Origin of the sequence: Sanguibacter inulinus, from assembly GCF_013415325.1 — a bacterium.
In the GTDB taxonomy this organism is placed as follows: Bacteria; Actinomycetota; Actinomycetes; order Actinomycetales; family Cellulomonadaceae; genus Sanguibacter; species Sanguibacter inulinus.
In genome coordinates, this window is record NZ_JACBYE010000010.1 from 16,399 (window position 1) to 34,471 (window position 18,073).

At 71.0% G+C, this 18,073-nt stretch carries 16 protein-coding genes; 6 read left to right on the forward strand and 10 right to left on the reverse strand.

Annotated features, from left to right (window positions below; all coding sequences use genetic code 11):
- Both HZZ10_RS06160 and HZZ10_RS06165 read left to right on the forward strand, forming a co-directional pair.
- Complete coding sequence (locus HZZ10_RS06160) at positions 1-1,233, forward strand: DUF58 domain-containing protein (protein WP_179912848.1); 1,233 nt, start codon at positions 1-3, stop codon at positions 1,231-1,233.
- Complete coding sequence (locus tag HZZ10_RS06165; protein WP_179912849.1) at positions 1,230-3,641, forward strand: transglutaminase TgpA family protein; 2,412 nt, start codon at positions 1,230-1,232, stop codon at positions 3,639-3,641. The genes HZZ10_RS06160 and HZZ10_RS06165 overlap by 4 nt, the downstream gene beginning before the upstream one ends.
- Positions 3,642-3,676: 35 nt before the next feature.
- Here the strand turns inward: HZZ10_RS06165 and HZZ10_RS06170 are convergent, their stop codons facing one another.
- The 3 genes from HZZ10_RS06170 to HZZ10_RS06180 form a co-directional block, all read right to left on the reverse strand.
- Positions 3,677-4,822, reverse strand: a complete 1,146-nt coding sequence (locus HZZ10_RS06170) for an ice-binding family protein (RefSeq protein ID WP_179912850.1) — start codon at positions 4,820-4,822, stop codon at positions 3,677-3,679.
- A 173-nt stretch (positions 4,823-4,995) separates the two neighbouring features.
- Positions 4,996-5,415 (reverse strand): hypothetical protein, encoded by a 420-nt coding sequence (locus HZZ10_RS06175; RefSeq protein WP_179912851.1) that lies wholly within the window; start codon positions 5,413-5,415, stop codon positions 4,996-4,998.
- Positions 5,412-5,756, reverse strand: a complete 345-nt coding sequence (locus HZZ10_RS06180; RefSeq protein WP_179912852.1) for a PadR family transcriptional regulator — start codon at positions 5,754-5,756, stop codon at positions 5,412-5,414. The genes HZZ10_RS06175 and HZZ10_RS06180 overlap by 4 nt, the downstream gene beginning before the upstream one ends.
- A 175-nt stretch (positions 5,757-5,931) precedes the next feature.
- Between HZZ10_RS06180 and HZZ10_RS06185 the strand changes: the two genes are divergently transcribed.
- Positions 5,932-6,615, forward strand: coding sequence for a TetR/AcrR family transcriptional regulator (locus tag HZZ10_RS06185; RefSeq protein WP_179912853.1), 684 nt, complete (start codon positions 5,932-5,934; stop codon positions 6,613-6,615).
- 9 nt (positions 6,616-6,624) lie between these two features.
- Here HZZ10_RS06185 and HZZ10_RS06190 read toward each other — a convergent pair whose 3' ends face one another.
- From HZZ10_RS06190 to HZZ10_RS06200, 3 genes are read right to left on the reverse strand one after another with little or no spacing between them, the layout of a single operon-like run.
- On the reverse strand, positions 6,625-7,566 hold the full coding sequence (locus HZZ10_RS06190) for a carbohydrate ABC transporter permease (protein ID WP_179912854.1): 942 nt from the start codon (positions 7,564-7,566) through the stop codon (positions 6,625-6,627).
- Positions 7,566-8,615: an ABC transporter permease gene (locus tag HZZ10_RS06195; protein WP_179912855.1), complete on the reverse strand. Its 1,050-nt coding sequence runs from the start codon at positions 8,613-8,615 to the stop codon at positions 7,566-7,568. The genes HZZ10_RS06190 and HZZ10_RS06195 overlap by 1 nt, the downstream gene beginning before the upstream one ends.
- A 6-nt stretch (positions 8,616-8,621) precedes the next feature.
- Positions 8,622-10,328: an extracellular solute-binding protein gene (locus tag HZZ10_RS06200; RefSeq protein ID WP_179912856.1), complete on the reverse strand. Its 1,707-nt coding sequence runs from the start codon at positions 10,326-10,328 to the stop codon at positions 8,622-8,624.
- A 168-nt stretch (positions 10,329-10,496) separates the two neighbouring features.
- On the opposite strand from HZZ10_RS06200, the gene HZZ10_RS06205 reads away from it, so the two are divergent.
- On the forward strand, positions 10,497-11,840 hold the full coding sequence (locus HZZ10_RS06205; protein WP_179912857.1) for an MFS transporter: 1,344 nt from the start codon (positions 10,497-10,499) through the stop codon (positions 11,838-11,840).
- A gap of 152 nt (positions 11,841-11,992) precedes the next feature.
- Positions 11,993-13,657 carry an MDR family MFS transporter gene (locus HZZ10_RS06210; RefSeq protein WP_308507504.1) on the forward strand — a complete coding sequence of 555 codons (1,665 nt, stop codon included), beginning with the start codon at positions 11,993-11,995 and terminating at the stop codon, positions 13,655-13,657.
- Here the strand turns inward: HZZ10_RS06210 and HZZ10_RS06215 are convergent.
- Entirely contained in the window at positions 13,654-14,232 is a 579-nt protein-coding gene (locus HZZ10_RS06215) for a recombinase family protein (RefSeq protein WP_056136072.1), read from the reverse strand. The two genes, HZZ10_RS06210 and HZZ10_RS06215, sit on opposite strands and share 4 nt — an antisense overlap.
- Positions 14,233-14,447: 215 nt before the next feature.
- On the opposite strand from HZZ10_RS06215, the gene HZZ10_RS06220 reads away from it, so the two are divergent.
- A complete protein-coding gene (locus HZZ10_RS06220) occupies positions 14,448-14,807 on the forward strand; it encodes a hypothetical protein (RefSeq protein ID WP_056136076.1) in 360 nt (119 codons plus the stop codon).
- Positions 14,808-15,079: 272 nt separating this feature from the next.
- On the opposite strand, the gene HZZ10_RS06225 is transcribed toward HZZ10_RS06220, so the two are convergent.
- From HZZ10_RS06225 to HZZ10_RS06235, 3 genes are all read right to left on the reverse strand, one after another.
- The gene (locus HZZ10_RS06225) at positions 15,080-15,643 is read right to left on the reverse strand and encodes a GrpB family protein (RefSeq protein ID WP_179912858.1); all 564 of its coding nucleotides are present in this window, start codon (positions 15,641-15,643) and stop codon (positions 15,080-15,082) included.
- Positions 15,644-15,704: 61 nt separating this feature from the next.
- Entirely contained in the window at positions 15,705-16,910 is a 1,206-nt protein-coding gene (locus HZZ10_RS06230; RefSeq protein WP_179912859.1) for a Gfo/Idh/MocA family protein, read from the reverse strand.
- 48 nt (positions 16,911-16,958) lie between these two features.
- The gene (locus HZZ10_RS06235; protein WP_179912860.1) at positions 16,959-18,002 is read right to left on the reverse strand and encodes a LacI family DNA-binding transcriptional regulator; all 1,044 of its coding nucleotides are present in this window, start codon (positions 18,000-18,002) and stop codon (positions 16,959-16,961) included.
- Positions 18,003-18,073 lie beyond the last annotated feature (71 nt).

An 18,073-nucleotide genomic window follows, 5' to 3' on the forward strand; every position in this document is an offset into this window, starting at 1 on the left:
GTGAGCGGACCCGCAGCCCTCGGCGGCAGGAGGGGCTCGACAGGTCGTCTCGCGCGCTCCGCCGTGCGCGGGGTGCGGGCCAGGACGGGAGGCCTCACAGGCCTCGGGTGGGGCATGGTCGTGGCCGCGGCGGTCACGCTCGTCGTCGGCCGCCGCTACGGGTGGGCCGAGCTCGTCGTCGCCGCCTGCGTGCTCGCAGTCGCCGTGCTCGTCTCGGCCGCGATGACTGTCGGGCGCTCGCACTACGCGGTCGACGTCGACCTCGCCGACGACGCCGTGACCGTCGGCGAGCGCGCGATGGGTCGCATCGAGGTGCGCAACGTCGGCCGTCGCCGTCTGCTCCCGGCCCGCATCGAGCTGCCCGTCGGCATCGGCTCGGCCAGCTTCGCGCTGCCCAGCATGGCCGCGGGCGCCGTCCACGAAGAGGTCTACGCGATCCCGACCACCCGACGCGCCATCGTGGTCGTCGGCCCCGTCCGCTCCGTCCGCGCCGACCCGTTCGGCATCGCGCGCCGCGAGGTGCTGTGGACCGACCCCGTCGAGCTCTACGTCCACCCTGTCACCGTGTCGCTGACCGGGACCCGCGCCGGGCTGCTGCGCGACCTCGAGGGGCAGTCGACCCGCAGCCTGTCGGACGACGACATGTCCTTCCACGCCCTGCGCGAGTACATCCCCGGGGATGACCGCCGCAGCATCCACTGGCGCACGAGCGCCCGCACCGGCACGCTCATGGTCCGCCAGTTCGAGGACACCCGCCGCACCCACACAGCCCTCGCCGTGTCGACGGACACCGAGGACTACCGCCACGAGGACGAGCTCGAGCTCGCCGTGAGCACCTTCGCGTCGCTCGGCACGCACGTGATCCGCGAGGGCCTGGAGATCACGGCGCTCGCCGGGGACCAGCGCCTGCGGACCCAGACCCCGCGCCGGCTGCTCGACGACTGCTCAGCGCTCGTCGCGACGCCGCGGGCCGCCGACGCCCACGACCTCTCCAGGGTCGTCGCGCGGAACGCGCCGTCAGCCTCGATGGCGGTCGTCATGACGGGGACGGTGCCCACACGGGCCGACCTGCGGACCAGCTCGTCCCATCTGCCCCCGGGCCTGCGGACGGTGTTCGTCCAGTGCGACCCCGGCGCCGAGCTGAGCCTGCGGACGCAGGGCACGCTCTCGGTGTCGACCCTCGGGAGCGTCGAGGACCTCCCGCGGCTCTTGCGCCAGCTGGTGACAGGATGACCGGCCTGCTGGGCGCGACCCGCCCGCCCGAGACGACGACAGACACCCAGGGGCGCAGCATCCGGATCGTCGGTGCGCCCGCCGGCTCGCGCCCTGCCGCGGGTCTGCTCGTCGACGTCCTCGTGGTCGCCGTCGCCGTCCTGCTCGCCCTCGTCCCGCTCGTGCCCGTCTTCGGTCTCGGTGCAGCGGCCCCGGCGATCGTCGGCGGCGTGGTGGTCGGTGCGGTCCTGGCCGTCGCCGCGGTCGTGCGCCGCTGGCCTGTCGTGGTGACCCTCGCCGCAGCCGTGCTCGCCTACGCCCTGCTGGGCGGTCCGCTGGCCGCCCCCGCCACGACCACAGCCGGTGTGCTCCCGACGGGCAGCACGCTCGTGACCCTCGGGCAGGGTGTCGTCACCTCGTGGAAGCAGGTGCTCACCCTCGAGCCGCCGCTCGGGTCGAGCGGCACAGGGCTCGTCGCGCCCTTCGTGCTCGGGCTCGCCGCCGTGCTCGGGGGCGGCCTGCTCGCTGCGAGCCGGCAGGCCTCCGGCCGCGCCGCGACGGCCCGGCTGCTCGTCGCCGTCGCCGTGCCGCCCGCCGTCCTCGTGCTGTCCATCCTGCTGGGCACGGTCGAGCGGACCCTCGCTGTGGTGGTCGGTGCGAGCATGACGGTCCTGCTCGTCGTGTGGGTCGCCTGGCGGCGGGGTGCGTGGCGCCCGCAGCGGGTGCCGTCGCTCGCCGTGCTCGCGATCCTCTCGATCGGCGGAGGCGTCCTCCTCGCTCCTGTCGTCGCGGGCGACACCCCGCGCTTCGTGCTGCGCAGCGTGATCGTCCCGCCCTTCGACCCGCGCGACTACGCCAGCCCGCTGTCGGCCTACAGGGCCTTCATCAAGGACCAGCGCGAGGCCGACCTGCTGACGGTCGACGGCCTCCCCGAGGACGGGCTCGTCAGGGTCGCGACGATGGACAGCTTCGACGGGGTCGTCTGGAACGTCGTCGGCGACGGCGAGCCGCAGGCCTCCGGTGCCTTCCGCAAGGTCGGCGACGTCATCCCGGTGACAGTCGCCGGGGCCGAGGCACAGGTCGAGGTCGAGGTCGGCGAGCTGCGCGGACCGTGGCTGCCGACCGTCGGCGAGACCCGACGCGTGACCTTCTCAGGCCCAGACGCCGACCGCACCCGTGAGGCCTTCCGCTTCAACGACGCGACGGGGACCGGTGTGCTGAGCACCTCGCTCGTCCCCGGGCAGACGTACACCCTCGACGCGGTGGTGCCGCCTCCGGTGACGGACCAGGAGATCGGCGACGCGCAGGCGAGCAGCCTCGCCGTCCCCGCACCGCAGCAGGTGCCCGACATCGTCGTCGAGCGCGCCAAGCAGGTGACCGCGAGCGCGACGTCCCCCGCCGGCGCAGCGCGTGCGATCGAGACGTACCTGCACGAGACCGGCTACTTCAGCCACGGCGACGACTACCCCTCGCTCGCCGGGCACTCGGCGTACCGCATGAACCTGCTGCTCGGCGAAGACCTCATGGTGGGCGACGCCGAGCAGTACGCCTCGCTCATGGCCCTCATGGCGAGCCAGTCCGGGCTGACGGCCCGGGTGGTCCTCGGTTTTGTCCCGTCCGAGGAGCAGCGCGGCGACGACTCGATCACCTTCACCGGGGGCGAGATCCAGGCGTGGACGGAGATCGCCTACGAGGGTGTCGGCTGGGTGCCGTACTTCCCGACGCCCGACACCAACCGGACGCCCGAGACGGCTGACGAGGAGGTGCAGAACGAGCCGCAGCCGCAGGTCGTCCAGCCTCCGCCGCCGCCCGCCGAGCCTGTCTCCCCGCCGTCGGAGGACGCCGAAGACCCGTCGGTGACGACCAACGAGGAGGAGACCGCCGCCGAGGGGAACCTGCGCGCCGTCCTGCTCGTGGTCGCCGCCGTCGCCATCCCGCTGCTGCTCCTGCTCACGCCGTTGCTCGTGGTCGTCGCGCTCAAGGCGCGCCGTCGGCGTCGTCGCCGTCGGGCCGCGACCGCCGAGCTGCAGATCAGCGGCGGGTGGGACGAGGTGCTCGACACCGCGCACGACTTCAAGGTTCCCCCGCCCGCCGACGCCACCCGGCGCGAGGCGTCGAAGGCGCTGCTCGAGACCTTCCCGAAGGCACCCGTGGCCCTGCTCGCCGACCAGGCCGACGCCGCGGTGTTCTCGGCCGACGGCGCCGGTTCTCGAGGGGTCTCGCGCTACTGGGCCGCGGTCGACGAGACCGTGCACACGATCCGCACCCACGGGTCGGCCTGGCGCCGGCTGCGCGGGACGCTCGCGCTCACGTCGCTGCGTCGTCGCCGACGGGCCCGGGCCGAGGCTGCGGCCCCGGCGCCAGCCGACCGAGACGCTCGACGTGCTCGAGCACAGCGCCCTGCACGGCGGCGTGGGCGACAGTCCTGAGGTGCCGGTTCAGGCGGAGGTTCCGGCCAGCAGCGTCAGCTCTGGCCCTTCCTGCGACGCACGGCGAGCGTGGTGATGCCGAGGACCACCAGCACCCCGGCCGCGAGCAGCAGCGGGGTCGAGCCCGCGCCCGTCGCAGAGAGGTCTTCGTCGCGGTAGCGGTCCGAGACCGCGGGCGAGGTGCGTCGGGCTCCGGCGGGGGTGCTCGGTCCCTGACCTGAGCCCGGGGGGACGCCAGCACCCGGGGTCGGGCCCGTCGGCGGCGCAGGGGTCACAGGTGCGGGCGTGTCCGAGGGGACGACCGTCGGGACAGGTGTCACGGTCGGGGTGTCGGTCGGTGCCGGGGTGTCGGTGGGAGACGGCGTCTCGGTCGGCGTCTCTGTGGGCGTCTCGGTGGGGGTGTCGGTCGGCGTGGGGACGTCGCACACAGGTGCGGTGATCGTGTTGTTGATGAGCGTGACCGCGCCGGTCTGCGCGAGTGCCCGACCCTCGAGCGTGGCGCCAGAGTCCATGCTGATCGACGTCGACGCCATGACGGTGCCGACGAAGTCGGTGCCCGTGCCGATCACGGCGCTCTCGGCGATCTGCCAGTACACGTTGCACGAGGCGGCGTCACCGAGGAAGGCAACCTCGCTGTCCGTCGCCGTCGTCAGGCCCGAGGTCAGCTGGAAGATGAACACGGCTGCGGGGTCACCGAGGGTGTCGAGGGTCAGCGTCCCCGTGAGCTGCGCGGCCGGGAGCCTGTAGGTGCCGGGGGTGAGGGTCTGCCCACCGAGCTCGGCGGGGAGGTTGATGAAGGGCGTGCGGCCCGCGGCGTCGCCGTAGGCGGCGGTCAGGTCTGACTTGGCCTGGAGAGCCACAGCGTCTCCGAGGTGCACCTCGCCGCCGACGATCCCAGGCGGGAAGCCGGGTGCAGTCGTCCCCGGGTGGACGCCCAGGCTCTGGCCCAGGACCGACGGACCGGTGTTGGTGACGGTCTCTGCGCCGAGCACAGAGAAGCTCCCGGTGGTGCCGAGCGAGACCGGCGGGTCGGCGGCCTCGGCCGGCAGCTGGTCGAGCACGACGAGGGTCGAGCCGAGGGCCAGCACCGCGACCACGGAGACGGCGAGGACCGGCCGGGCCCCCGTGCCGAGGGCGCGCGGGGATCGGGACGTGCGGTCTCTACGGGCTGCAGCCGTCATGGGGTGTCCTCTCATAGGGCACCCCCGGAGGCAGACGCCACGAAGGCCGGCCAGCTCGAGAAAGCACCGGCAGCACGGTGGCCACCTGCCCTGAGTAGAGCACCCATCGGGGCGTCACGCGCGGTCAGGGGCGACGCCGCAGGTCACAGCCTCGGCCGCCGCAGCGGCATGCGTCAGATCCGCCAGGCGGCCGCACGACGCCGCGAGCGGACGGCGATGCCGATGACCAGCCCGACGAAGGTCAGCACGAGGGCGATCCCCGCTGTCAGGCGCACCCACGGCGGCAGCCCCCACAGGGTGGCCGTCTCGTCGAGGAGACCGAAGACACCGCTGATGATGAGGAAGGCCCCGCAGAAGCCGAGCGCTGCCGCGGCGACCGCGAACCACACGACCTCTCGCTCCCGCGAGCGCGGGGCGAACTGGTCGGCGTACCGGGAGACCGGGCCGAAGGCCTCGACAGGGTCCTCGCCCGACTCTGCGAGGTGGCTCTGGACCTCCCGCACGATCTGCCGGGCGGCCTCGGCGGGCACGTCGCGGACGTCGAGCGCCTCGGCGAGGTCGGAGGCGTACTGCTCGTGCGTGCTCTTGCTCATGACGTGCCCTTCGTCCCGGTGATGATCGCTGTGCTGACCTGCGTGAAGGCGACCCAGTCGGCCCTGTACGCCTCGAGGCGCTCGCGGCCGGCCGAGGTGATCGAGTAGTACTTGCGCCCCGGTCCGCTGTCGCCCTCGCGCCAGGTGGCGACGACGTCGCCGTCCTGCTCGAGCCGGGCGAGCAGCGGGTAGAGGGTGCCGCCCTTGACGACACCCATCCCGCCGTCCGCGAGGCGCTGGGCGACGAGGTACCCGTAGGTCTCGCCCTCGCTCACGAGCGACAGGACGGCGCCGACGAGCGCGCTCCGCAGCCACTCGGCAGGCCATCGTGGTGTCTCCATGAGGTAGATGGTGGCACGATCTAGATGGGGACGCAACCTACATGGCCGTCCGATCTATCGGGTCAGGGGACCTGTGCGGGGTCCCGCCGGTGGGTGCAGGCTGGGCTCTGGTCGGTGGGTGAGAGCCTGCAGGGGTGTCGTCGTCGGGCTCGGCGGTCGTCTAGTCTTCGCTGGTATGGCATCAGAGCAGAGTCAGCCGGAGGCCCGTGACGTGCAGGACCAGGCTGCAGGGGACGTAGCCGCAGGTGAGCAGCCCGTGGGGGTCCAGAAGGCGCGGAGCCTGCGCCGGCGCAAGGAGATCGTCGAGGCGGCGATGACCACCTTCGCGAACCGAGGCTTCTACAACTCCTCCCTGGCCGAGATCGCGGACGAGGTCGGGATCTCGGCCGCCGGGATCCTGCACCACTTCAAGACGAAGGACCAGCTCCTCACCGAGGTGCTGCGCACCCGCGACATGGTCGACATCGAAGAGGCCGCCCACGGGCGCGAGCTCGTCGGGCTGGAGTTTCTGAGGCACCTCGTGGACACCGCGGCGCTCAACAGCACCCGGCCGGGCATCACGCAGCTCTACGCGGTGATGTCGGCCGAGTCGGTCACCACGGACCACCCCGCGCAGGAGTGGTTCCGCGGCAGGTACGTGGGGCTGCGGGAGATGGTCCAGAAGGCGCTCTCCCAGGCGCGGGACATCGGGGAGCTGCGCGACGACGCCGACGTCGCCGAGACGGCGATCGCGATCATCGCCGTGATGGACGGCCTCCAGGTCCAGTGGCTGCTGGACCCGGAGACCGTCGACATGGCCGCTGTCACGCACCGTACGATCGACGCACTCGTCGCCTCGCTCGCCCCCGAGGAGGACTGAGCAGGGCGGTCAGCCCTTGATCGCCCCCGTGAGCACACCCTTGGTGAAGTAGCGCTGCGCGAAGGGGTAGAGCAGGAGGATCGGGATGGTCGCCACGACGATCACGGCCATCTGGAGCGTCTGCCCGGGCGGTGGCGGCTGGTCCGGCGCCTGGATCGAGGTGAGTGCCGAGCCCTGGACCACGTACTGGTTGAGGACCACCTGGATGGGCCACTTCGACGTGTCGTTGAGGTAGATCATCGCGTTGAAGAACGAGTTCCAGTACCCGACCGCGTAGAACAGCGCGATGACGGCGAGCACGGCCTTCGACAACGGGATGACGATCCGGGTGAAGATGCGCCAGTCGCTCGCCCCGTCGAGACGCGCGGACTCGAAGAGCTCGCTCGGGAGCCCCATGAAGAAGTTGCGCACCACGACCATGTTGAAGGCCGAGATGAGCCCGGGGACGATGAGCGACCAGTACGAGTCGAGCAGCCCGAGGGACCTCACCAGCAGGTAGTTGGGGATGATCCCCGCGCCGAAGAGCATCGTGCACAGCACGAGGACGAGGATCGTCTTGGCCCCGGGCACGTCCCGGGTCCGCATGAGCCCGTAGGCCAGGGTCGTGGTGAAGATCATCGACAGGGTGGTGCCGACGGTCGTGATGCCGATGGACACGAGCATCGCGCGGGTGACCACGTCTCCGCCGAGGATCGACCTGTACGCGTCGAGGGAGAAGGCGGTCGGGAAGAACCCGCCCGACGCGGCGGCCTCGCGCGAGGCGAAGCTCATCGCGATGACGTAGACGAAGGGGTAGAGCATCACGAGCACGATGAGCGCGATGGTGATCGCCTTGAGGGCCTGGACCCCGGGGGACGGTGTCCCCATCCACACGGGTCGCTTGCCGGATGGCCTGTAGACCGGGACCGCGCGGTCGAGCAGGGGCGCTGGCGCCTGCGGTGCTGCTGTCATCAGAACAACCCTCCGGTCCCGAGCCTCTTGGCGAACTTGTTGGCGGCCAGCACGAGGACCGTGCCGATGACGCCCTTGAACAGCCCGGCTGCCGTCGACAGGCCCCAGTCGCCGCCGGCGATGCCGCGGTAGTAGACGAAGGTGTCGAGCACCTCGGCGGCGTCTGCGCCGACCGCGGGCTGCTGGAGCAGCAGCTGTTCGAAACCGACGGTCAGCACGTTGCCGATGGTGAGGATGAGCAGCAGCGTGATGACGGGGACCAGGCCGGGGAGCGTGATGTGCCACGTCCTGCGGGCAGCCCCGGCACCGTCCACGGCCGCCGCCTCGTAGAGCTCGTTGGGGATGCCGCTGATCGCAGCGAAGAAGATGATCGTGCCCCAACCGATGTCCTTCCAGATCACCTGCGAGACGACGAGCGCCTTGAAGGTGTCCGGGTCGGACATGATGTTGACGTTGTCGAGCCCGATGGCCGAGAAGAGCTCGGCTGCTGGTCCGGCCCCGCCGAACACCTGCTGCCAGATCGAGATGACGATCACCCACGAGATGAAGTGGGGCAGGTAGACGATCGACTGGACCACGCGCTTGGTGCGCTCGGAGATGAGCGAGTTGAGCAGCAGGGCCAGCAAGATCGGCGCCGGGAAGGCGAAGACGATCTGCAGGGACGAGATGAGCAGGGTGTTCTTGAGCGCCCCGAGGAACTGCGGGTCCGAGAACATCGCCGTGAAGTTGTCGAAGCCCACCCACTCCGAGCCGCCGATGCCCCAGTAGGGCGAGTAGTCCTGGAAGGCGACCACGTTGCCGAGCAGCGGCACGTAGGCGAACACCAGGAAGAACAGCATCCCGGGGACGATGAAGGCGTAGGTCCAGCGCTCCCGCTTCATGCGGGTCCACACCGACGCCTGCTCGCGCAGGACGTGCTCGAGCCGAGGGTCGTCGCGCCGACGGCGACGGCGTCCCGGCCTGATGGCCCTGCCGCGCCCGGCCGGTGCGTCGCTCGCCGCCGGGGAGGTGCCGGCCTGTGCCGGCACCCCGTCCTTGGTCACGGACATCGGCGGTCAGACCTGCTCGGCGAGAGCGGTCTCGTAGGCCTTGCGGACCGTGTCGCCGCCGGCCTTGCGCCAGGCGTCGCGGTACTCGTCGAGCTGGTCGAGCGACATGCGACCCGAGACGATCCCGTTGCGGTAGTCGGTGTCGACAGCGGCGAGCTTCGAGCCCTCGCTGACGTTCGGCTCGTTGTAGAGCCCGACGACGGGGCTGGGGACCGTCGCCGCGATGAGCGGCTCGAGGGTCTGCTGGAAGTTCTCGACGAACTCGACCGAGGTCGGGGCCACCACGAAGGACGGCGACTTGAAGGCGCCGAGCCACTGGAGCGCGGCGCGGTCGTTGTTCGCGGTCTCGTCGTTCAGGTCTTCGATCACACCACCCTCGCCGAGCGTGTAGTTGTAGCCCTCGGCGCCGGTGTGGATGAACAGCGCCTCGGTGCTGCCGTCAGGTGCGCGCCAGTAGTTGACGACGTCGAGGAGCTCGGCCAGGCGCTCAGGGTCTTCGGCGGCCTTCGCCGAGATCGAGACCATGCCCCAGTAGCCGTCGTTGCGCTGCACGACGATCTCGCCTCCGTCGACGGCAGGCGGGACGAACATCCGAGGGTCGGCGCCCTCGGTGATGTCCACGGTGTCGCGCAGGATGTTCGCGCCGAAGTAGCCGTTGAAGGAGTCGACGGTGATCGCGAGCTGGCCGTTGGTGAACATCTCGGCGGCCTTGTTGCCCTGGGTCCCGAGGGCGAGCGCGTCCGGGTGGTAGACCCCGGCCTTCCAGAGCTGGGTGTGGAACTCCAGGACGTCGGCGTAGGCGTCGGTCTCGATGACGTTGACGAGCTTGCCCGAGTCGTCGAGCTGCCACGTGGTGCCGGCCCGGAACATCCACTCCACGACGGCCTGGAGCTTGCCGTCGAAGGCGCCGATGCCCCAGTGCTGCTTGCCGTTGACCGACTTGAGGGCGGCGACAGCCGTCATCATCTCGAGGAAGCCTGCGGCGTCGGCGGGCATCTCCTCGTAGCCGGCGGCCTGCATGAGGTCCCACCGGATGGCCGGGAAGTTGGTGAGGTACGGGTCTTCGTTCGGGATGCCGAAGAGGTGCCCGTTCTTGGCGGAGGCCTTCCAGGCGTTCGACCCGACGTTGGCGAGGTTGGGCCAGCGCAGGATCTCGTCGCCCGCGAGCACCTCGGAGAGGTCGGCGAACACCCCGTCGTTGATGGCCTTCGCGGCGACGGCGTTGGTGTCCTGGACGAACAGCAGGTCCGGGACGTTGCCCGAGGCGATGGTCGTGGCCATCTTCTCGTTGTAGGTGTCGAAGGCGACGAGGGTCGGCTCGAAGGTGCCGCCGAGCCGCTCGTTCAGCCCGGCCCAGTACTCGTTGGCCGGGGCCTTCTGGGGAGGAGCGCCCCAGAGCACCTGGAAGGTCGTGACCTTGCCGCCGGACAGCGGGGCCTTGGTCACCGAGTCGTAGTACTCCTGGATCGGCTGGGTGTAGATGGTCGGCATGCCCTCGACAGCACTGACGATCCCGCCGGGGACCTCCCTCGGCGCGACGTAGGTGGGCAGCGCGAGGGCGACGGCCTCGCGGGGGTTCGGGCGGGCGCCCCCGCCCCCGCCGCCCGAGCAGGAGGCGAGCGTCACGGACAGCGCCGCGATGCCGGTGAGGCTGAGGAAGGTGCGCCGGCTGAGCTGTGCATCGAGTCGGGGACCGAGAGGTGCCGAGGACATCCGCTTCTCCTTTGAAGGTGGTGATGCTCAATCAGCCACGACGGTAGCGCCAGCCCCGTAGAATGTCTAACGAACGTTCAGTAAGTTGGCGTGACCTGCGAGGACATCCCTCCACCTAGACTTCGTGCCTACCACTCATCAGTCCTGCTCGAGAGGCAGCCCCCAGCCGTGTACTCGTTCCTCCTGGCGATCATCTACGTCGCCTTCATCAGCCTCGGGCTCCCGGACTCCCTCGTCGGGGCGGGGTGGCCGGTCATGCACCAGGACCTCGGTGTCCCGCTGGCCTACGCCGGCATCATCACCATGATCATCGCCGGGGGCACGATCTTCTCGAGCCTGGCCTCGGAGCGGGTCACCCGCCGCTTCGGTGCTGGCATCGTCACCGCTGCCAGCGTCGGGCTCACCGCAGCCGCGCTCGTCGGCTTCTCGGTCTCCGGCTCGTTCTGGGTGCTGTGCCTGTGGGCCGTGCCCTACGGGCTGGGGGCCGGCGCTGTCGACGCTGCGCTCAACAACTACGTCGCCCTGCACTACGCGGCCCGGCACATGAACTGGCTGCACAGCTTCTGGGGCCTGGGCGCGTCGATCAGCCCGTTCATCATGAGCTACGCCCTGACGTCAGGTCAGGGGTGGTCGAGCGCCTACAGGATCGTCGGTCTCACGCAGGTCGTGCTCACCTTCGTGCTGATCATGACCCTGCCGGTGTGGGGGAGGGCGGCCAAGACGGCACTGATGGCACCGGCAGTACCAACTGCACCGAAGGCACCGGTGGGGCGCGACGACGGCGACGTCGCCCCTGGTGCCGACACCGCCGTCGGTGCCGGACAGGCGGCGGGTGGCGGCACGGCGGCCCTCGACGGGCAGGCGGGCGGAGCCGAGCCGTCCGGCAGACGCAGCGCTCACGTGCCGCTCGCGGAGGCGCTGCGCATCCCCGGGGTCGTACTCATCCTCGTCGCCTTCTTCGCCTACTGCGCGCTCGAGAGCACGGCGATCCTGTGGGCGTCGACCTTCCTGGTCACCGACCGGGGCGTCAACCCCGCGACGGCGGCGGCCTTCGCCTCGCTGTTCCTCATCGGCATCACCGGTGGACGGTTCCTGGCAGGTTTCTTCGCCGACCGCGTCGGTGACAAGCAGCTGATCCGCGGTGGCTTCGTGACGATCGGCGTGGGTGTCGCGATGCTCGCGCTCCCGCTGGGGGCAGACGCGCCGGCTCTCGTCGGCCTCGTGGTCGTCGGGCTCGGGTGCGCGCCGATCTACCCGGCGATCATCCACTCCACCCCGGTGAACTTCGGTCGGGACAGGTCGCAGGCCGTCATCGGTATCCAGATGGCCGCGGCGTACACGGGCTCGACCCTGGCGCCGCCGCTGTTCGGCGTGGTCTCGACCTGGGTGGGGATGTGGACGTTCCCGCTGTTCCTCGCCGTGCTGGCGGTCCTGGGTCTGCTGATGTCCGAGCGCCTGAACAAGCTCGTGGGACGCAGGGCGCCGGCCGAGGGGCTCGCTCGCAAGTCCTGAGCGCTGAGCTCTGGGTGCCGTGCTCGGGCATCGGACGTCGCCGATCCTCTGCTCGAGATCCTCTCGTCAGCGGTCCGACCTACTCTGTCACTGGTGTGCCTGTCGTCGCCCAGCGTCACGGCCCCATCCCCTCCGGCCCGAGAGAGACCCCTGTGAGCACCGAGAAGACCCCCGTGACCGAGACGCCCCGCGTCGAGGCCGCACCCCGCTTCGGCTGGATCTACGCGAGCCTGCTGCTCGTCATGTTCCTCGCCGCCCTCGACCAGACCATCGTCGGCACGGCTCTGCCGACAGTCGTCGGAGAGCTCGACGGCGTCAACCACATGGCGTGGGTGGTCACCGCCTACGTGCTCGCCATGACCATCGCCATGCCGGTCTACGGCAAGGTCGGCGACCTCGTCGGCCGCAAGAAGCTCTTCCTCTTCGCCATCGCCCTGTTCCTGCTCGGCTCGGCCCTGTGCGGCGTCGCGCAGGACATGATCCAGCTCATCGGCTTCCGTGCGCTCCAGGGCCTCGGCGGTGCTGGCCTGATGATCACGTCGCAGGCGATCCTCGCCGACCTCGTCCCCGCCCGTGAGCGTGCCAAGTACATGGCGCCCATGGGTGCCGTCTTCGGTGTCGCGTCCGTCGCGGGTCCGCTGCTCGGCGGCTGGCTGACCGACTCGGTCGACTGGCGCTGGATCTTCTGGGTCAACCTGCCGCTCGGCATCGCGGCCTTCGCCGTCGCCGCGACCATGATCCACCTGCCCAAGCGCACGTCGACCGCCAAGATCGACTACCTGGGCATCGCGACGATGGCGGTCGCCGTGACGGGCATCGTGCTGGTCTGCACCTGGGGCGGGACCGAGTACGACTGGTCGTCGCCGACGATCCTCGTGCTCGCCGTGGTCGGGGTCCTCGCCACGGCCGCCTTCCTGGTGGTCGAGCACCGCGCCGTCGAGCCGATCATCCCGCTCGGTCTGTTCCGCAACCGGACCTTCGTGGTCGCCACGACCCTCGGGCTCTTCGTCGGGGCGGGCATGTTCGGTGCGCTCGCCTACATGCCGACCTTCTTGCAGATGGCCTACGGGGTCAACGCGACGGAGTCGGGCCTGCTGCTCATCCCGATGACCGTCGGCATGCTCACGGGGTCGTTGTTCTCGGGGGCGAGGGTCAGCAAGACCGGCCGGTACAGGATCTACCCCGTCGTCGGGACCGTGATCGCGGCCCTGGCGATGCTGCTGCTCTCGCGGGTCAGCGACGAGACACGCCTCTGGGCCGTCTGCGCGATCCTCGCCCTCATGGGTCTGGGCATCGGGCTGTTCTTCCAGCTGCTCGTGCTCACAGTGCAGAACGCCGTGCCGCCGCGTGAGATCGGGACCGCGACGTCGTCGAACAACTTCTTCCGCGAGATCGGTGTCACCCTCGGCACCGCGATCCTCGGGACGGTCTTCGCCTCACGGCTCACCTCGGGCCTCGCCGACGCGCTCAGCGGCACCGAGGGGGTCGACCTGCCCGGCGCCACGAGCCTCACGCCCGCGATCGTCCGGTCCTTGCCCGACGCGGTCCAGTCGGGGGTGGTCGACGCGTACACCGACGCGCTCATCCCGCTCTTCGCCTTCCTCGTGCCGATGTTCCTCGCCGGGACCGTCGTCGCGCTGTTCCTGCCGCACATCCCGCTCGCGAGCCGGAGCGACGTGGCGGGAGCGCTCGAGGGCGAGTCGGCGGGACAGCCTGGTGACGAGGTCGTCGGCGAGGTGGTCGGTGAGTCCGCCGACCAGGCTGTCGACGAGTCGGTCGGTCGGCCGGCGGACGAGGCGTCGGGCGCGCAGCGCTAGCCGTCGCCGGGGAACCGCACCCGCCGGACCGCCCTGTACACGGTCGCCCGGGACACCCCGAAGATCTCGGCGACCTCGCTCGCGGTGCGTGACCCCTCGTGGAGGGTGGTGACGAGCTGGCGTTCCTGCGCAGGGGTGAGCGTCGGGCGTCGGCCGCGCAGGTGGCCCTTGGCGCTGGCCTCGGCCATCCCCTCGCGGGTGCGCAGCCTGACGAGGTCCGCCTCGAGGTCGGCGACGAGGGCCAGGCAGTCGCACAACGAGAGGGCGTCGGGACCACCCAGGCAGTAGTGGTCTGCGCCCACACGGAGCATCGCCCCGGCTGCTGCCAGCCGGTCGACGATGTCGCGGGCGTCCGGGACAGACCGCGCGAGCCTGGCCAGGGCTGTCACGACCAGCGTGTCTCCACGTCCGCAGCGGGCGAGCGCGTCGGCCAGACCTGGCCGGTCCCGGTCCGTGCCGGTCAGCCCGCGGTCGACGTAGACGGCAGCGGGGACGACCCCCAGCGCCCGGAGCGCGCTCACCTGGGCTGTGCGGTCGCGCGGGGTGACCGAGACGCGTGCGTAGCCGATGAGCATGTGGACGACGCTATCCGCGGGTGCGGCGTCCGGGGTCCTGGGCCGATGGGGACTGGTCCCCTGGGGCGGCGGCAGCCGGGGCCGTGGTGTCTCACTGAGGGTCCCCCGTGCGAACTGTCGAGATCTCCCGTCAGGCGCACCAGCGCAGCGTTCCCGAGCCGTCGAGGGTGCGGTGCGGTCTGGACGACCTGGCCTGCCCGGGCGAGCGTGAAGACATGAACACGAACAGGACGTCACTGAAGCGAATCATCGGCGCAGCCGGCGCGACGGCTGCACTCCTCCTGGCGGTCCCCGCCACTGCGCAGGCCGCAGACACGATCGACTACACGCTCACCCGGGCGGAGGTCGCCCAGCAGGCCGCGGACGCACAGTCGCAGACCGACCTCATCTGCGGTGCGCTGCCGTGGCCGATCAGCTGGGCGTGCTCGCAGAACCAGGCCAACGGCGGCATGCGAGACGCACTGCAGGACGCCTACGTCGCCGGGTGCGGGCTGCGCGTGCAGGTCACCCCGACAGGCTCGGGCGCGTCGTACGACAAGGCGACCTACCAGTACACCAAGGTCAACTGCCGCTGACCCAGCCCGAGAGCCCGCGCGGCACCGCAGCCGCGCACCGACCCAGACCGCACCAGACTGCACGACGAGGCCGGCGGGGGACGAGACAGTCTCCCGCCGGTCTCGTCGTGTACGGCTGCGCTGACCGTCGCGAGCCCCTCGGGCCGCGCTTCGTCTGGGCGTCGGTGACTGCCTGCTGGCCGGGCGCTAACCGCAGGCCGGGCGCTGCCCGCGTGATGGGAGCTCTCCGCAGTTCGCGCGCTGTCCGCATGCTGCGCTGGCCCGGGTTTGCGCTATCCGCGCGCGGCGCGGGCCCGGTCCTTGATCGCGACGATGACATCGGTCTTGGCGTCGGCGTAGGAGTTCATGTCGTCCCACCGGGTGCTCATGAGGGACCGCTTGGTGCTCTCGTAGAGCTCACGGTCGGCGGCGTCGGCGCGCAGGTGGTCGCGGAGCAGCAGGTACTCGTGGACCGCGGGATCGTCCTTCTCGAAGACGTGCACGTGGACGTCGCGCCCCGTGGTGCGGACCAGACGGTGCCGTGGCTCACGGACCCGCAGCACGTACCCGGCCGCGAGCAGCCCGTCGAGATAGTCCTCTTCTGCGGTGATGTCGTCGACGCCGACCACGATGTCGATGATCGGCTTCGCTGCGAGCCCGGGCACCGAGGTCGACCCGATGTGCTCGACGAGCACCTCAGTCCCGGAGAGCGCCTCGCGGATCCGCTGCTCGTGGTCGCGATAGAGGGCGGGCCAGGTCTCGTCGTAGTCGTGCAGCGTGATGGTGAGCGGCTCGACACCGCCGATGAGGTCGAGCGTGGTCACGTCAGGACGGCGCGGTGTGGGGTTCTGAGTCACGAGTCCATCGTCGCACCGCCCCGCGCCACGCGACCGGGCGAACCAGGGGCCGGCAGAGAGGTCAGGCCTTCATCGAGGCGTGCAGACCCGCCTCGGTGCGAGGGTCGCGGACCGAGCTCTCCAACCCTGTCGACAGCACGCTGGTCTCGCGCAGCTCGTCAGCGGTGACGCGGCGACCGCCCGCGTCGGCCGAGGCGTAGATCGCGGTGACGATCTCGAGGGGGCGTTCCGCCGAGGACGCCACGTCGGGCAGGACGGTTCCCTCGCGCAGCGCACGGTACGTCTCGCGGACCAGCGGGACGTGACCGCTCGGCTCGTCCTCCTCAGGGAGCGCCCACCCGGCTGCCTCCTCGGCGGGGACGCCCGGTGCCGGGGTGATCCGCCAGTCCGGTCCGGAGTGCCCGTACAGGTGCTCGACCTCGACGGTCGCGCGCTCGCAGTCGACACGGACATGGCTCGTCTCGCGCGGGCTGAGGGTCGAGGACACGGCCGTGGCGACCACACCGCTGCGGAACAGGATGGTCGCGGTCGACAGGTCGTCCATCTCGGTGTCGCGGTCCAGGCGCCAGGTCTGCGCGCTGATCTCCTGCCAGTCGCCGAGCAGGTGGGCGAGCAGGTCCATCTGGTGGATGCCGTGACCGAGCGTCGTGCCGCCACCCTCGCTGGCCCAGCGTCCGCGCCAGTCGACCGCGTAGTAGTCGGCGCCGCGGAACCACAGGGTCTCGCACTGCGCGACGAGCGGTCGCCCGAGGGCACCCGAGCGCAGGAGGTCGCGGACGTGCTCGGCGCCGGAGCCTGTGCGCTGCTGGAAGACGGTCGCGAGGGCGACCCCTGCGGAGTCGCAGGCCTCTTGCATGTCGTCGAGCTCGGCGAGGGACAGCGCCGGGGGCTTCTCGCAGACGACGTGCACCCCTGCCGCGGCGGCCTCGAGGGTCTGCTCGCGGTGCACGCCGGGCGGGGTGCACAGGTGCACCACGTCGAGCGTCTCAGAGGCCAGCAGCTCGGTGAGCGTCGCGTACCGACCGGGCACCGCGTACCTGGCGGCGAAGTCGTCGAGGCGGCGGGCGTCGGGGTCGGAGCAGGCGACGAGCTCGGCGAGCGGGTCGAGGGCGATCGCCTGCGCGTGCAGGTGGGCGACGGCCCCGGTGCCGACGATCGCCGCGCGGATCGGCCTGCCTTGGCCGATCGGTGCCCACGGGGCCCGCTCCGGCGGGACGCTGCCACTGCTGGCAGCGGTCGTCGAGGCAGGGAGTGCAGAGTCAGACATCGTCGTTCGCTCCGTCAGGTAGTGCGGGTCGCGCGGGTGGTCAGGTGCTCACCCGGCGTGGCTCGAGGCTCGGACCACGAGCTCGGGCTGGAACTGGACTTGCTCGTGGCGGAACCTGTCGCCCTGCGTGTGCTGGGACAGCAGCAGGTCGGCGGCCCTGTAGCCGAGCTGGTGGGTGGGCTGGCGCACGGAGGTCAGCGGGATCGCGAGCTCCCCGGCGAAGTTCACGTCGTCGTAGCCGACCACGGCCATCTCGCCGGGCATCGCGATGCCCTCGGCGCGCAGGGTCCGCTGGACCCCGAGGGCCACGAGGTCGTTGACGCAGAACACGGCCGTCGGGCGGTCGACACCGGCTGTCGTCGTGGCGAGCAGCTGGCGCATCGCGGCCTCGCCGCCGTCGGCGTTGAGGGACGAGGCGGTGATCTCGGTGAGGTGGGTAGCCGGGTCGAGCCCCGCCGCGTCGAGGGCGCGGAGCATGCCCGCGTGCCTGTCGCCGCACTGGCGGATGCTGTGCGCGCCGTTGACGAAGGCGATGTGCGTGTGGCCCTCGGCGACGAGGTGGTTGCCGGCGAGCTGACCGCCGACCACGTCGTTGACCGCGGCCGACGAGATGTCCGGGACGGGCGAGGTCGCGTCGAGCAGCACCACGTTGACACCGCGGGCGCGGAGCTCGAGCAGCGGCTCGATGTCGTCGGTCGAGGGCACCACGAGCACCCCGTGGACCCCGTGCTCCTCGAAGAGCCGCAGGTAGCGGGCCTCACGGTCCGGGTCTTCGTCCGAGCTCGCGAGCATGAGCGTGAAGTCGTCCTCGGCGAGGCGGTCTTCGATGCCGCGGGCCACCTCGGTGAAGAAGGGGTTGCCGATGTCCAGGACGATCGCGCCGACTGTCGTGATCGTGCCCGCGCGGAGCTGACGGGCTGAACCGTTGGGCACGAACTGGAGCTCGGCGATCGCGTCGAGGACCCTGTCGCGGGTGGTGGGGGAGACGCGGTCTGGTCGGTTGAGGACGTTGGAGACCGTCCCGACGGAGACGCCGGCTGTGCGCGCGACGTCGCTGATGGAGCTCCGCTTGCGCGCAGTGGGCGTGGTCACCGTGGTGGGCCTTTCGACGTGGGGTGCGCCGGGAGCGTCGTCGAGCCCGGGTGCCCTTGAATACTAGTGGC

Bases quoted from the DNA above. Each gene is read 5' to 3' on its own strand.
- HZZ10_RS06165 (WP_179912849.1), top strand. From the start codon at position 1,230: ATGACCGGCCTGCTGGGCGCGACCCGCCCGCCCGAGACGACGACAGAC.
- HZZ10_RS06170 (WP_179912850.1), bottom strand. From the start codon at position 4,822: ATGACGGCTGCAGCCCGTAGAGACCGCACGTCCCGATCCCCGCGCGCC.
- HZZ10_RS06175 (WP_179912851.1), bottom strand. From the start codon at position 5,415: ATGAGCAAGAGCACGCACGAGCAGTACGCCTCCGACCTCGCCGAGGCG.
- HZZ10_RS06180 (WP_179912852.1), bottom strand. From the start codon at position 5,756: ATGGAGACACCACGATGGCCTGCCGAGTGGCTGCGGAGCGCGCTCGTC.
- HZZ10_RS06185 (WP_179912853.1), top strand. From the start codon at position 5,932: ATGGCATCAGAGCAGAGTCAGCCGGAGGCCCGTGACGTGCAGGACCAG.
- HZZ10_RS06190 (WP_179912854.1), bottom strand. From the start codon at position 7,566: ATGACAGCAGCACCGCAGGCGCCAGCGCCCCTGCTCGACCGCGCGGTC.
- HZZ10_RS06195 (WP_179912855.1), bottom strand. From the start codon at position 8,615: ATGTCCGTGACCAAGGACGGGGTGCCGGCACAGGCCGGCACCTCCCCG.
- HZZ10_RS06200 (WP_179912856.1), bottom strand. From the start codon at position 10,328: ATGTCCTCGGCACCTCTCGGTCCCCGACTCGATGCACAGCTCAGCCGG.
- HZZ10_RS06215 (WP_056136072.1), bottom strand. From the start codon at position 14,232: ATGCTCATCGGCTACGCACGCGTCTCGGTCACCCCGCGCGACCGCACA.
- HZZ10_RS06220 (WP_056136076.1), top strand. From the start codon at position 14,448: ATGAACACGAACAGGACGTCACTGAAGCGAATCATCGGCGCAGCCGGC.
- HZZ10_RS06230 (WP_179912859.1), bottom strand. From the start codon at position 16,910: ATGTCTGACTCTGCACTCCCTGCCTCGACGACCGCTGCCAGCAGTGGC.